The sequence below is a fragment of the Ignavibacteriota bacterium genome (assembly GCA_016707525.1).
Lineage (GTDB): Bacteria > Bacteroidota > Ignavibacteria > UBA10030 > UBA6906 > JAGDMK01.
The window spans coordinates 119,942-133,887 of sequence record JADJHP010000021.1; the positions used below are offsets into that span (position 1 = coordinate 119,942).

Genomic DNA, 13,946 nt, shown 5'->3' on the forward strand with positions numbered 1-13,946 from the left:
GCACGAAACATGAACCATGATCAGTAGTCCAACATCCCCACGCGTACCGCTCTTCCCGGCAGCTCTTGCCGGAAGGATCGCCGCGCATGTGCCGCCACCCGATGTGCTCGCAGTCACCGCGCTTTCTGTGGTGACCGGTGCACTCGTGGTCTTCGGAGGTGACTCCGGTGTCGGCGGGATCGGATTTGTCGGGCTCATCGCCGTCCTCGCTCTTACGCTCTACCGCCTCGAGTGGGGCGTCTATGCGTTCCTTGCCGCGGTACTGATGATCGACCAGTTCGAGGTCCCGGAGTTCAATTCCTTCACCTATACGATCCAGTACTTCAACAACATCAATGTCATTCCGTATCTGCCACGGATATCCGCCGCCGCATTCAGTCCGCTGGACCTGCATCTGGCGCTCCTGTTCGCCATCTATCTCGTCGGCCTCGTTCTCCGGACGGCCCCTGCGCCCCGGAAACCCGTGGGCTGGCCCATGGCCCTGGGGTTCCTCGCGTGGATCATGTTCGAGTTCATTGCGGGTGCCGGGCGTGGCGGCGACATGACCGCCGCGCTCTGGGAATTGCGTGGCCTGGGATATATGCTGATCAGTTACACGTTGTTTTCGCAGATCATCCGGACCCGCGAGCAGATCCGTGCCGTCATCTGGGTCTGCATCCTCGCCCTGACGTTCAAGGGGATCGAGGGGACGATCCGCTTCGCGGGGCTCGGGTTCACCCTCGACGGACATGATGCGCTCCTCACGCACGAGGATCCGGTGTTCTTCATCACCCTCTGGGCGCTGCATGCGGGACTCGCGCTCTACGGCTGCAGCACCCCGCAGCGGACCTTCCTGCTGTTCGCGAACATCCCTCTGACGCTCGGCTTCTATGCGGCGAATCGCCGCGCCGCATTCGCGTCCCTCGGCGCCTCGCTCGCGATCTTCCTTGCGATCATGCCACGCGAGAAGATCCTCCACATCCTGAAACGCACGGCGCCCGTGCTCCCGATCATCGTGTTGTACGTCGTTCTCTTCTGGGGCAGCACGAGCAGGATCGCTTCGCCGCTGAATCAGATCCGCTCGGGATTCGTGGATGACCAGCAGACCCTGGGCGACCGGAATTACTATTCGAACCTCTATCGCAAGCTCGAGAACTTCAACCTCGCGTATACCGTGCGGTTCTACCCGCTGGTGGGCATCGGATTCGGGACCAAATACTATCAGCCACTGGAACTGGTGAAGATCAACTATGCGCTCCGCGACTACATGGCGCACAACAACATCCTCTGGCTCCTCGTCAAGATCGGCGGCGTGGGCTTCCTGGTGTTCTGGCTCTTCGTCGATGTCCTGGGCGTGCGTGGCGCAATGATCGCCCGGGCCACACACGATCCATACCTCAAGGCGGTCGCGGTCATGATCGTTATCGCGATCATCAACCAGCTCGTCGCCGCATACTTCGATCTCCACCTCGTCCGTTACCGCACGATGCTGTACATGGGAGCTCTGATGGGATTGCTGACGGGGCTGCACGCTCTCCTGCCCGCCGCGCCCGAAGCATCGACAACGGCCGGGCAACCTCTTCATCCTCAGGGAGGGACCACATGACCACGGAAGCGACGGCACGGGCAAGTACCGGGGTCCGCATAGGGGACAATGTTCAGGCAGCGCTCACGGAAACGGAGCGCGTCTGCGTCGATGATATCTGCTTTGATAACATCGACACGCCCACAGCATTGGCCGTGGTCCGGTCCTTTCTTGACGAACCGCAACCCCGTACGCCGCGCCAGGTCAGCTTCGCCAACGTGCACAGCATCTCCATCGCACGCTATGACCATGAACTCCGGTATGCGTTGCATAGGGCGGACCTGGTCCTCCCCGATGGCTCCGGCCTTTCCCTGGCGGGGCGCCTCAATGGCCTCCCCGTCCGCGAGAACATGAACGGCACCGACTTCATCCCGAGGGTGCTGGACCTTCTCGCACATCAGAAGATGTCGGTCTTCCTGCTGGGCGGGCATCCCGACGTTGTGTCGGCGTGCCGCGAGATCCTGACGCAACGATATCCCGGACTCCGAATCGCCGGAGCCCACCACGGGCAGTTCGCGGGTATCGATGACCAGGCGATCCAGGAGATGATCCGGATCGCCCGGCCCGAGGTCCTTCTCATCGCGCTGGGAAGCCCGTTGCAGGAGATCTGGATGACGCGCGTGGCACGCCAGCTTCCTGTCCGGGTGTGCTTCACGGTGGGCGGACTCTTCGACTTTCTTTCGGGCGGCAAGATGCGCGCGCCACGATGGCTCCAGCGGCTGGGCCTGGAATGGCTCTTCCGGTTCATGATGGACCCGCGGGCAAAATGGGAGCGTGTGTTCGTCGAGATCCCATGGTTCCTGTTCCGTATTCTCACACAACAGATCACCGTAACGCGCAGCAGCCGTCGCTGGTGAATCACACGTCCCTTGTACCAGGGCCATCCACAGGCATCGATCATGCGTTCAGCACCATTTCATCGTGAACCACTCATCTCGGAGGGCGACCCCTCCGCCATCCAGGTCCTGCGCTACCGGCTCCCGGAGCCGGGCGATGCCACGCGTGCCGGCACGAACCTGCCCGGAGAGGCTATGGAACGGCAGTTCGAACTCCTGGACCGGTGGGGATGCACGCTGATCACCTTCGAGGACTTCCGCTTGTTCCGGGAGGGAGAACTGCATCTCCCGCGCAGACCGATCATCGTCACGTTCGATGGTGGCATTCAGGAGATGCACCGGCACATCCTTCCATCGCTCCGCAGCAATGGCCTGCGTGCCGTGGTCTTCGTACCAGCAGGCAACGAACCGGTCCGGCGAACCACGGGGCAGCGTACGGGTGACACCGACATTCCGTTCGATCCTGACCAGCTCGTTGCCCTGCAGAACTCCGGATGCGAGATCGGCTCGCTCACCTGTTCGAACACCTCCCTCGCATCCATGACGCCCGAAACGGTCAGGCGCGAGCTCTGCCGCTCACGGGAGATCCTGGAAAGCGTGATCGGAGCGCAGGTCCTTGCGCTTGCCTATCCCGACGGCGACGTGAGCGAGGCAGTGAAACGCATCGCACAGGACGCCGGATACATGTTCGCGGTGGGAGGACAGACACCCTATGCCGTGTTCGGGAGCGACCTGATGGAGATAAGGCGGAGGACGATCGACGCGCGCACCGGACCTCTGGGCCTGGCGTTGAGTGTGTTTGCGCCCGGCGTCAGACTCGGGACCATCGGCAGACGATCGATGGCCCGGATGAGCGACCTTCCGGAACCACCGGCCGTGAGGACGGCACTGTGAGCAAGGACCTCGCTTCATCGGTGGCACGGAACGCCACGGTACTCATGGCATCACAGGTGGTGACGTGGGTCTCCTCCTTCGTGCTGATGATCTTCCTCCCCCGCTACCTCGGTACGGAGGACTATGGACGGCTCTTCCTTGCCATGTCGGTGACCATGATCGCGCAGGTGTTCGTGGACTTCGGTGGCGCGTACTTCATCGCCAAGGAGATCGCCCGCCACCGCGACCGGGCCCCCCAGCTCATTGCCGATTCCATCGGTTTCCGGCTTGGCCTGAGCCTCCTGTCATTCACGATACTGGTCCTGTTCGCCTGGGCCGCCGGTTATCCGTGGGAGGTCCGGGCACTCATCGGCATCCTCGCAGCCGCCAAATTCTGGGAAGGCCCCCTCGGCGTGCTCATCAGCGCGTTTCAGGGCTTCGAGGAAATGGTCCACCGTTCATTCGTCGCGATCTCCGAACGGGTCCTTCTGACCGTGGCTGGCGTTGCAGCGCTCATCCTTGGCGCAACATCGTTCGAGATCGCCATCATCATGGCCGTCAGCACCCTCATCGGATGCCTCGTCGGGTTCCGGCGCCTCCGCCTGTTCGTCGACAAGCTCCCGCGCATCAACTGGCGCACGATCCCCGGCCTCTTCCGCTCCGGCCTTCCGTATCTCATGATGGCGATCTTCGCCGTCATCTATTACCGCATCAACGCCGTGATGCTCTCCTTCCTTGCTCCGGAGACGGTGGTCGGATGGTTCGGTGCGGCATTCCGGTTCTTCGATATCCTGATGTTCTTCCCGAGCATCCTCTCCATGGCGGTCTTCCCCGCCCTGTCGCGGCAAGCCGGACAGAAGGATCCGGTGGCACCCATGACCGCTAAAAGTCTCGAGATCATCCTGCTCGGGGGAGTACCGGTAGCGGTCGCCACCTACGCTTTCGCTGAGGACATCATTGCACTCCTGTTCGGACTCGCCGGGTACAGTGGTTCCGTCGTCATCCTGAAAGCGCTTGTTCCGGGACTGCTTCTGGTGTACGTGGACTTCGTCCTGGTCACCTCCATCATTGCCATGGATCGTCAACGGACGTGGTCCATGGTGGCCCTCGCAGCGATCCCCTTCAGTGTCGGATTGAACTACATCCTGATCCCGCTCTTTCAGCGCGAGGCGGGCAATGGCGGGATCGGATCAGCTCTTGCGACGAATATCACGGAGTTCGGCATCCTGTGCTGCGCCCTTGCACTCCTGCCCCGCGGGTTCTTCCCCCGCGGCTTCTGGAAACAACCGGCAAAGACCTTCGCCGCAGGCGGCGTCATGATCGGCGCGATCTGGGCCCTTCAGGGAACCGGTCTGCCGTGGATGCTGACCGCGATGTGCAGCATCCTCATTTTCGCAGGTGTGGTCCTGCTCACCGGCGGCATTCACGCCGACGAACGAAGGTTCATCGTGGCCACACTGTCACCGGCAAGCGTCCGGCGTATGTTCGTCCCGCAGAGATCCGGCACGTGATGAAGATCCTGAACGTCATACCGTACGCGCCCGTCCCCGCGGTGTTCGGAGGCGCCCTGCGCGTCTACCACCTCCTCCGCTGGATGAGCGCGCACCACGACGTGCGCGTGCTCTCGTACGGCACCACCGGCGACCGCGACCGGATGGTCGCGGAGTTCGGACTCGCACCGGACGCGATCACGATGGTCCCCGACCCCTTCTGGCTTGCCGATCCATGGAAGCGTGTCGGGCAGCTCTACGCACTCCTGCGCAACACCTCGTTCACCGAGATCGCATCCCGGAACAAGGACATGCAGCGCGCACTCGATGGGCTCTTCGCACGACATCGCTTCGACCTCGTCCAGATCGCCTACCCGGTGATGGGATACTTCACCTTCCGGACGGAGGCCATCCGCGTGCTCGATGCGGCCAATGTGGAATACGACATTCACCGGCGCTCCGCCGAGGCATCGCACTCCCTCCTGCGCCGCCTGTGGTCCGGCTATGAAGCACGGAAGCTGCGCCCTCAGGAGATCGCGATCTGCGGCGAGCAGGACATGATCTTTCTGCCATCGCAACGCGACAAGGCGTTGCTTGACCGGGACATACCCCGGGTCCCCAAGATCGTCATCCCGAACGGGGTGGACACCCACTTCTTCACGCCGCAGGAGGGGCCCACGGAAGCCGATACCCTTGTCTTCACCGGCGCCATCAATTACTTCCCGAATGCGGATGCTGTCACCTGGTTCGTCACCGAAGTCCTTCCGCTCATTCATAAGGTGCGCCCTACCGTCCGGGTCTCCATCGTTGGGAACGCGCCCCCTGAATCGGTCCGGCGACTCGCCTCTTCGCATGTGAAGGTCACAGGCTTCGTTGACGACGTACGCCCCTCGATCCAGCGCTCCGCGGTCTACATCGTTCCCCTGCGTATCGGCGGTGGCACCCGGCTGAAGGTGCTCGAAGCATTGGCCATGCGCAAGCCGATCGTGACCACCTCGATCGGATGCGAAGGGATCGACGTCGCCGATGGCGAATCGGTCCTGATCGCGGACACGCCACAGGCATTCGCAGACGCCACGCTCCGGCTCCTTATGGACCGCCGCAAGGCCGAAGCTCTCGCCGACGCCGGACACAGGTTGGTCCGTTCCCGGTACGATTGGACCTCGATCGGCGATACCGTGGGCACGGCCTATGAACTGCTCCTGAAGAAGCACCACGATCCGGCAGGGGTACCGGCATGATCACCGCCGCACATATCGCCATCATTCTGCTGGTGGGCCTCCCGCTCGCCTATCTCGGGCTCCTGAGCATCCTCGCATGCTTCGCACGGCCGGATGCTGCACGGAACGCCGGACGCAGGAGGCGCTTTGCTCTCATCATCCCCGCGTATAACGAAGAGAGCTGCATCGCGGAGACCGTCGGGAGCGCACTGGCGATCACCTATCCGGTGGATGCCTTTGACGTGGTCGTGGTGGCCGACAATTGCACCGACCGGACGGCGGATCGTGCGCAGGAAGCGGGGGCACGTGTCATCGTCCGGTTCTCCGACCATGAGCGAAGCAAAGGGCACGCCTTGCGGTGGGCATTCGATCGCCTGCTGGCTGAAGGATATGAAGCGTTCGCCGTGTGCGATGCGGACAGCACGATGTCCACGAATTTTCTCCAGGTCCTGAATGACACCATGCACCGCGGTGCCGGCGCCGTCCAGTGCAGCGATCTGGTCAAGCCCGCTCCGGGCGCATGGAGCTCGGAAGCCACGCGGGCAGGATTCCTGTTGTACAATGTCGCCCGGCCCCTCGGGCGGATGGTGCTCGGGTGTTCGGCAGGATTGCGCGGGAACGGCATGGGGTTCACTGCCGCGACGCTGAGGAGGGTCCCGTGGACGGCATTCGGACGCGCGGAGGACCTTGAATACGGATTGATACTTCTCCTGAACGGCATCGCCGTGCGCTTCGCCCCTTCCGCCTCCGTGGTCGCGACCATGCCGACCGATGCCCGCAACGCCGAGAGTCAGAGGGCGCGCTGGGAAGGCGGACGGTATCCGCTGATCCGGCGCTATGCATGGCCACTGCTCCGCGAGTCGGTGCTCCGCAGGTCATTCCGGTTGTTCGATGCCTGGACCGATCTGGTGACGCCTCCCTTCACGAACCTCATGTTGCTAGCCGGTGCCGGAGCGACAGCAGATCTCATTGCTCTGGGCATCGGCCTCACGATGAGCCCCGTGTTCGTGGCCCTGTGGCTCGTTGCCTGTGCCTGCGGGATCGCCCATGTCGTCTTCGGTTTCGCCTCGGCGGGGAAACTTGCCGAGCTCATGGCACTGATGAAGCACGTGCCCTTCTACGTCCTGTGGAAAGTGCGGCTCTACGCTCGGATCACCACCACCCGGGATCCTCAGGGATGGGTCAGGACAACCCGGGAGAGACCGACGATGGCGGAAAAGCTATGATACTCTCCCGGGCGATCCAACCCATTGTCTACCACCGTGTCTGTCCCGATGATCGGTACACGCCATCCGAGTATGCGGTGCGCGTTTCGGATTTCAGGCGACAGATGGAGTACATGCTCGGTCACGGGTACACGCCGGTGACCCTCGATGAATTCCAGGGGAGTCTCGACGGCCGGGAGACGACAGGCGGGAAGCGTGTGCTCGTGACATTCGACGACGGCTATCGCGACAACTATACTCATGCGTTCCCGATACTGCAGGAGCTCCACATTCCCGCGCTGATCTTCCTCGTGGCCGACTTCACCCGGAGGACGAACTGGTGGGACCAACCCCTTGGCGTCCCTGTTGCAGAACTTCTGCGTCCGGCGGAGATCAGGGAAATGGCGGCGGCCGGGGTCACATTCGGGTCACACACGCTCTCACACGTCTCCCTCCCCGGACTCGCTCCCGATGTCCTCCGGCGGGAGCTCATGGAATCCAAAGAGAAGATCAGCAGCATCACGGGGTCGCCGGTCACTGCGTTCTCCTATCCGTATGGCCATATGAATGAGAATGTCCGGAGTTCTGTGCGTGAAGCAGGGTATGCCTGCGCATTCGCGGTGAACGGAGGCCCGTTCCTGCCCGCGACCGATCCCTGGGAGGTCCGGCGCGTGAACATCACGGCCGCCGCCGGGGGCTGGGAACTGTCATCAAAACTTTCCGGCGTGGAACGGGCCGGACTCTGGGCATGGTGGAAAGTGCGCCGCCGTTCAGGCCGCAGTGTTCACAACGAGATACGAAGAGGATTCTAGGAACATATGGTCACTCCGCTCCGGACAACTGACATGCCGTTCACGCGGCCATCCCCATCGGACACAACGGCGGTATGCAGCATCAGTATCGTGCGCACCGATGCCGGACTCGAAGCCCTCGAGGGCCAGTGGAACTCACTCCTTGAGGACAGTGAGGCACGGGTCTTCCAGACCTTTGAGTGGACCTCCACCTGGTGGGAGGTCATCGGCCGGTCGAGGGCGAACCGCGAACTGTACATCATCATGATCCATGCCGACGGCATGCTGGTCGGCATCGCTCCGCTCTTTCTCGAACGGGTCCCGGTCTTCGGGCTGCTCCGCTACAGAAGACTGACATTCATCGGCAGGGACACGTCGGACTATCTGGATATCCTGGCGCGCCGCGGCTGGGAATCGAAGGTGGTCGAGACTCTCGCCGCGCACCTCATCGAATGCCGCCGCACGTTCGACGTCCTCCTCCTTGAGGACATCACCGATCCATCACCCACGCATGAGCGCCTGGCCACGATACTCCTGGAGCATGGGTTTGCCGGTAACCGGTTCCTCAGCGAGTACTGTCCGCGCACGCATTTCGGCAGGTCATGGGAAGAAACGGCTGCCACGTTCCCGAAATCCCACAGGAACCGGCTCCTCCGCCGCATGCAAACCGTGACAGAGGAATCGGGCCTGGACTTCGAGCATGTCACGGATCCGGCCGAGGTCCCGGGGGCAATGGACGAGTTCATCGCCATGCATCAGGCACGATGGAACGTCCTGGGTCATCAGGGTGTGTTCGGAGATACTGCGACCGACCGCTTCCACAGGGAGGTCGCACCCCGGCTTCACCGGCGGGGGTGGCTGTATCTGGCGTTCTTCACGAGGAAGGGACAACGCCTCGTGGGCGACTACGGCCTCGTCTTCCGGGATGAATGCGCGACCTATCTCGGAGGGTCGGCTGGCGATCCCGAACTCATGCGTCTCTCGCCCGGAAATGTCCTGCTGATGACGATCATGAAACAATGCCATTCCATGAATATCCGGATCTATGATTTCCTCCGGGGCACCGAACGCTACAAGTATAACCTCGGAGCAGTGGACGTCCCCAACTGGACCCTGCTGATGTACAGCCATCGCCGCCGGTATGCCAGCTTCCTGCACCGGGCGGGGCTTCTCAGCGAGGCCCTCGTCCGCCGCCAGTCCTATGAATGGGCTTCGTTCAAGGTGCAGACGGCGAAGCATGGGATCTTCTCGGTCGCGTGTCTGTCCTATGTGGTCGGGCGCCTGCGCACCGTGATCTCCGACGCGGTCCAGAAGATGCGGACCCCCGAGAAGACGCTGATCATCGCGCGGGACCAGCAATGAACGTGCTCTTCATATCCCATTCGCCCCTCTACCCTGTCGACTCCGGGGTCATCCGCAGGAACATCCACCTGTTCCTCGAAGCGGCGCGCGCTCACCGGGTCTCGTTGCTCGTCCTCGGATCGGGGCACGACATGCGCGGCTTCATGGACCGGCACGGATCGGCCGTGCATGTTGCCATGGCCGTGGATGTGCGGAACACCGGTTGGCGGAGGGTGATGAGAGTATGCCTCTTCATCGTCACCGGATGGGCGTGGGTACGCCACTGGCACAGGCAGCGCGTCCAGCACGCGATCGATGCATTATGCGCGCAGACCATGCCGGACGTCATCCATCTGACAACACCGTTGCTCATGCTCTACCGCTATCCCCATGGTGTCCGGATCGTCGCCGACGCGCACAACGTTGAATATGACAATCTCCTGCGCATCGCGAGGGAGTCCCGTTCCCCCCTCCGGAAGCTGCTCTTTTTCGCGTTCGCCTGGCGGCTCCGCCCGGAGGAGGCGAAGACCGCAGCGATGGTGGACCGGCTGCTGACGGTGTCCGGGCGCGATAGGGACATGTTCCTGCACCTCGCACCGCGCGCGCGCATCGCCGTCGTGCCGAACGGCGTCGACCTGAACGGCTTTGCGCCTTCCGGGTCCGCGCGCACCAGGCACTCGTTGCTCTTCCTCGGCATGATGAATTACCATCCCAATGATGACGGCGTACGGTTCTTCCTTGAGGAGATCTTCCCGGCCATTCGCACAGCGATACCGGATGTGACCATCTCCATCGTTGGTGGAGAACCGTCAGCCGCCGTGCGCGCCGCCGGATCACCACAGGTCATTGTTACGGGCCTGGTGCCCGACGTGCGGCCCTACCTGGCGTCCGCAGAAGTGCTGGTGGTCCCCTTGCGCGCGGGCGGAGGGACTCGCCTGAAGCTCCTCGAAGCGATGGCAGCCGGCATCCCCGCGGTCAGCACCTCGATCGGCTGCGAGGGGCTCGGCGCCACCCACGACCAGCATCTCGTCATCGCCGATGGCCCCGGGGCATTCGCCCGGGCCGTTGTGGACCTGCTCGGGGATGCGGACAAACGTCAGAGATTGGCCGCGCAGGCACGGGAATTCGTGCGGACACGGTACGGGTGGGAACAGGTCGGTGAGGTATTGAACGCTCAGTACAGCGCCCTGGTCCCGGCCGACGGATCGACGGCATCTTCGCCCGAACGATTCACCCACGCCGCGCCCAGTGAGGAGACCGTATGAACCACGTCCCTCACTACGTGTTCGCCGTATGGATGGTCGGCGGCATCCAGACCGTGTACCATAACATGCAGAACGGCCTCGGGTCAACGGACGAGGCAAAGACCTCGTGGGTGCCCATCGAAATGTACCCTGACGATTGGATCACCAGGATCCCGCCCATCTCGCTGGTCGGCACTTGGCGGAATTCCATGGCGACATGGAACCGTATGCGTCCGCTCAGGCGCACGCATGGCCCATTCGATGCGGCGTACATTCTGGAGCAGACCCTCATCACCTTCCTCTGGCGCTTCAGATCACGGACCCCGTATCTGCTGTCGACCGATATGACGCCGTTGTTCTGTGCGAAGCGGGGGTTCTGGTATGCCGTCCCGGAATTCGACCCATCATCGATGTCGTCCCGCGCGAAGCAAGCCATCACCGGGTCGGTGTACCGGAAGGCATTCCAGATGCTTCCATGGTCGCACGCTGTCCGCGATTCCCTGATCGAAGACTACGGGGTCCGGGAGGACCGTATCACCGTCCTGCCTCCGGGCATGGACCTCCGGTCGTGGAAGGCGATCGACAGGAGTCCGCGCATCGCGCAGGGCGCCAGGCGCGGGTTCACGGTGCTGCATGTTGGGACCGACCCACAGCGGAAAGGGGCGGACCTGCTGCTGTCGTTGGCAGGCGAGCCGGAGTTCCAGGATGTGACATTCCGGTTCGTCACGAACGACCTGGATACCCGGCACCTCCAGAACGTCCATGTGCATGCCGGATTGCAGCCGAACTCGAAAGAGCTCCAGGCCCTCTATCATGCGGCAGACGCGTTCGTCCTGCCGACACGGGCCGACACATTCTCCATGGTCGCGCTCGAAGCCATGGCCACCGGCCTCCCGGTCATCATCTCGCGCGTAGGAGGCATCGAAGATATCGTCGAAGAAGGTGCCACGGGTTTCCTGACGGCACCTGACGATCTCTCCATGCTCCGCGACAGGCTCCGTCGTCTCCGTGCCCAACCGGCCCTGGCGCTCAGCATGGGTGAGCGCGGACGGCGCCGCGTCGAAGAGCACTTCAACCTTGAAAAGCACCTTGCAACTGTCATGTCACTTATGCACTCAGCCGCGCATGCACGAGCGGAAAGGAAACCATGAACAACACAGCTCCCGTCCCCGCCCTCGTCTGTGGAGAAATTGGCCTTGTCCGCAGCCTCGGAGAAGCCGGTATTCCGGTCTATGTCGGTTCGTACTACAACGATAACATCGCCTGGTATTCGCGATACTGTGCGAAACGCGTCCAGTTCTCCCACTCCCTGTCGCGCGATTTCGTGGACCGCCTCATCGCTCTCGGTAAGGTGGAAGGAAGGAAGATGGCATTCTTCAGCGATGATGACCGCGCGGTGCTGACGTTCTCCAGGCACCGCGAAGAGCTGGCGCCGTACTATCTCTTCAATTTCCCCGACCATGCACTGGTGGATGCGATCCTGGACAAGCGGAAGTTCGCCGCTCTTGCAGAACGGGAAGGTCTTCCCGTGCCCCGGTCCTTCATGCCGGCAGATGAAGCCGGGGCCGCGGCGATCGCTGCCCGGATGTCCTACCCCTGCATCCTGAAACCCTCCCACAAGGACGACTGGTGGAATCCGCGCTTCGCGGAGGTGGTGGGAGAATACCGGAAGGCGATCCTGGTCGAAAGCGAGGATGAGCTGATGGTCATGTACCGCAAGGTCGTGCAGATCCATCCCGACGTCGTCGTGCAGGAGTATGTGGATGGGGATGACCTCGACCTCTACAGCGTGAACATGTATCTGAATGCCGCCGGCGAGTGTCTCGCATCCTTCATCGGACATAAACTGCGGGTCTATCCGATCCACGCGGGTGTCGGATCGCTCGTGGAAACGGTCAAGGACGAAGAGATCCAGAACGCGGCCGCGAGTGCGGTACGGAAGCTCGGACTGCGGGGGCATGTGAACATTCAGTTCAAGCGCGACCGGCGCAACCGTGCATTGAAGATCATGGAGATGCACACACGCAACAGCCTCTGGGCATATCTGGCCACGGGCGGAGGGCTGAACATCACGGCCGTGGCGTACGGCGACCTTACCGGCGCACCGTTCCAGCACCGGAATGGTTTGCAGTATGGGTTCAAATGGATCGACCTGAACAAGGACGTCAAGGCCCTCCTCGACTATCGAAGAACAGGCGAATGGACGGTGGGCCGATGGCTTTCATCCTACAAGGGTGACAAGGTCTTCCACGTGCATTCCCTGCGCGATCCGCTCCCCTTCCTCATGGACACCTGGTTCCTGGCGAAGCGGTCGTTCATGCACCACAATACACGAGGATCCGCCCCCCATGTCTGAGACGATGATCGAACTGCAGGCTGATGAACAACGCGAGCGGGTGCGGGCGTTCTTCGATGGACACCGGGATTGGCAGGGCGACTACTACAGCAAGGGGGGAGCGTACTTCTCACACCTGCTCTGCCGGAGGAAGGAACTGATCGTGAAGGCCATCGCGGGACTGCCCCGACCGGCGCGTGCCACGGCGCTCGACATCGGGTGCGGATCGGGAGTGTATACCGAGGAACTCCTCCGGCTCGGGTATGCGACCACCGGCATGGACCTCTCCGAGGAGATGATCGCGTCGTGCAAGCGCCGCTTCGCCGGTCTCCCGAACATTGCACCCGCGGTCCATCTGCAGGTCGGAGATGTCGAGCATCTCCCCTTCGAGGATGCCAGCTTTAACCTCGTCCTCTGCGTCGGCGTGCTCGGCTACCTGATCGACGACGAACAGGCGGTCCGGGAGTTGGTCCGGGTCACCAAACCGGGAGGCCACGTGGTGGTCAATGTCACGAATGCGTTCAGCCTCTCGGACCTGGACACGCGCGCCCGGGCCGCCGTACGCGCTCTGGTGTCGCCGCCGCGGGGAACCGCCGCCATCCCTCCTGCTCTTCCGTACGCGATCCGGTCTGCATGGATGGAACGCACCCGGCATTATGCCAACAAATCCTATCGGCTCGGACGCTTCGAGAAGTTCCTTGCGTTGCATGGGCTCACACGCCGGTCCTCGTTCACATTCGGGTTCGAGTTCCGGCTGCTCCGGCGCTTTCATCTCCTCCCCGTGGCCCTGCTGGACGCGTTGGAGTTGGCCATGGAGCGGGTGTTCATGGCGGTTGCACTCCCCTACCTTTCCCGCTCGGGATGGGGGTATGTCGGGGTGTTCACGCGCCCGCCCGCCTAGCGGGCGTCCGAATTAAGAATCAAGAACGAAGAATTCTTAGTTCTTAATTCCCTCCCCCCTCGCCTCTCCGGGCCAGCCGGGGCAGATGGTATCACGCCCTATCCTGGATCTCCTCTGAGTGAAGGTCGATCTCTCTGACCAGCCCT

Annotated in this window: 12 protein-coding genes; all 12 read left to right on the forward strand. The window is 62.5% G+C overall.

Annotation, left to right across the window (positions count from 1 at the left end; translation table 11 throughout):
• Positions 1-16 precede the first annotated feature (16 nt).
• Genes IPI01_21300 through IPI01_21355 form a run of 12 tightly spaced genes read left to right on the forward strand, consistent with a single transcriptional unit; the run spans position 17 to position 13,800 of the window.
• Positions 17-1,585 (forward strand): hypothetical protein, encoded by a 1,569-nt coding sequence (locus IPI01_21300; protein ID MBK7260291.1) that lies wholly within the window; start codon positions 17-19, stop codon positions 1,583-1,585.
• The gene (locus IPI01_21305) at positions 1,582-2,421 is read left to right on the forward strand and encodes a WecB/TagA/CpsF family glycosyltransferase (GenBank protein ID MBK7260292.1); all 840 of its coding nucleotides are present in this window, start codon (positions 1,582-1,584) and stop codon (positions 2,419-2,421) included. The genes IPI01_21300 and IPI01_21305 overlap by 4 nt, the downstream gene beginning before the upstream one ends.
• Before the next feature lie 42 nt (positions 2,422-2,463).
• A complete protein-coding gene (locus IPI01_21310; protein ID MBK7260293.1) occupies positions 2,464-3,294 on the forward strand; it encodes a polysaccharide deacetylase family protein in 831 nt (276 codons plus the stop codon).
• On the forward strand, positions 3,291-4,784 hold the full coding sequence (locus tag IPI01_21315; GenBank protein MBK7260294.1) for a flippase: 1,494 nt from the start codon (positions 3,291-3,293) through the stop codon (positions 4,782-4,784). The genes IPI01_21310 and IPI01_21315 overlap by 4 nt, the downstream gene beginning before the upstream one ends.
• On the forward strand, positions 4,781-6,004 hold the full coding sequence (locus IPI01_21320; protein MBK7260295.1) for a glycosyltransferase: 1,224 nt from the start codon (positions 4,781-4,783) through the stop codon (positions 6,002-6,004). The genes IPI01_21315 and IPI01_21320 overlap by 4 nt, the downstream gene beginning before the upstream one ends.
• On the forward strand, positions 6,001-7,209 hold the full coding sequence (locus tag IPI01_21325; GenBank protein ID MBK7260296.1) for a glycosyltransferase family 2 protein: 1,209 nt from the start codon (positions 6,001-6,003) through the stop codon (positions 7,207-7,209). Before IPI01_21320 ends, IPI01_21325 begins: the two co-directional genes overlap by 4 nt.
• Positions 7,206-8,000, forward strand: coding sequence for a polysaccharide deacetylase family protein (locus IPI01_21330; protein MBK7260297.1), 795 nt, complete (start codon positions 7,206-7,208; stop codon positions 7,998-8,000). The genes IPI01_21325 and IPI01_21330 overlap by 4 nt, the downstream gene beginning before the upstream one ends.
• Positions 8,001-8,006: 6 nt before the next feature.
• Positions 8,007-9,341, forward strand: a complete 1,335-nt coding sequence (locus IPI01_21335; GenBank protein MBK7260298.1) for a GNAT family N-acetyltransferase — start codon at positions 8,007-8,009, stop codon at positions 9,339-9,341.
• The gene (locus tag IPI01_21340) at positions 9,338-10,585 is read left to right on the forward strand and encodes a glycosyltransferase (GenBank protein ID MBK7260299.1); all 1,248 of its coding nucleotides are present in this window, start codon (positions 9,338-9,340) and stop codon (positions 10,583-10,585) included. The genes IPI01_21335 and IPI01_21340 overlap by 4 nt, the downstream gene beginning before the upstream one ends.
• On the forward strand, positions 10,582-11,715 hold the full coding sequence (locus IPI01_21345) for a glycosyltransferase family 4 protein (protein ID MBK7260300.1): 1,134 nt from the start codon (positions 10,582-10,584) through the stop codon (positions 11,713-11,715). Before IPI01_21340 ends, IPI01_21345 begins: the two co-directional genes overlap by 4 nt.
• Complete coding sequence (locus tag IPI01_21350) at positions 11,712-12,920, forward strand: ATP-grasp domain-containing protein (protein ID MBK7260301.1); 1,209 nt, start codon at positions 11,712-11,714, stop codon at positions 12,918-12,920. Before IPI01_21345 ends, IPI01_21350 begins: the two co-directional genes overlap by 4 nt.
• A complete protein-coding gene (locus IPI01_21355) occupies positions 12,913-13,800 on the forward strand; it encodes a class I SAM-dependent methyltransferase (GenBank protein MBK7260302.1) in 888 nt (295 codons plus the stop codon). The genes IPI01_21350 and IPI01_21355 overlap by 8 nt, the downstream gene beginning before the upstream one ends.
• Positions 13,801-13,946 lie beyond the last annotated feature (146 nt).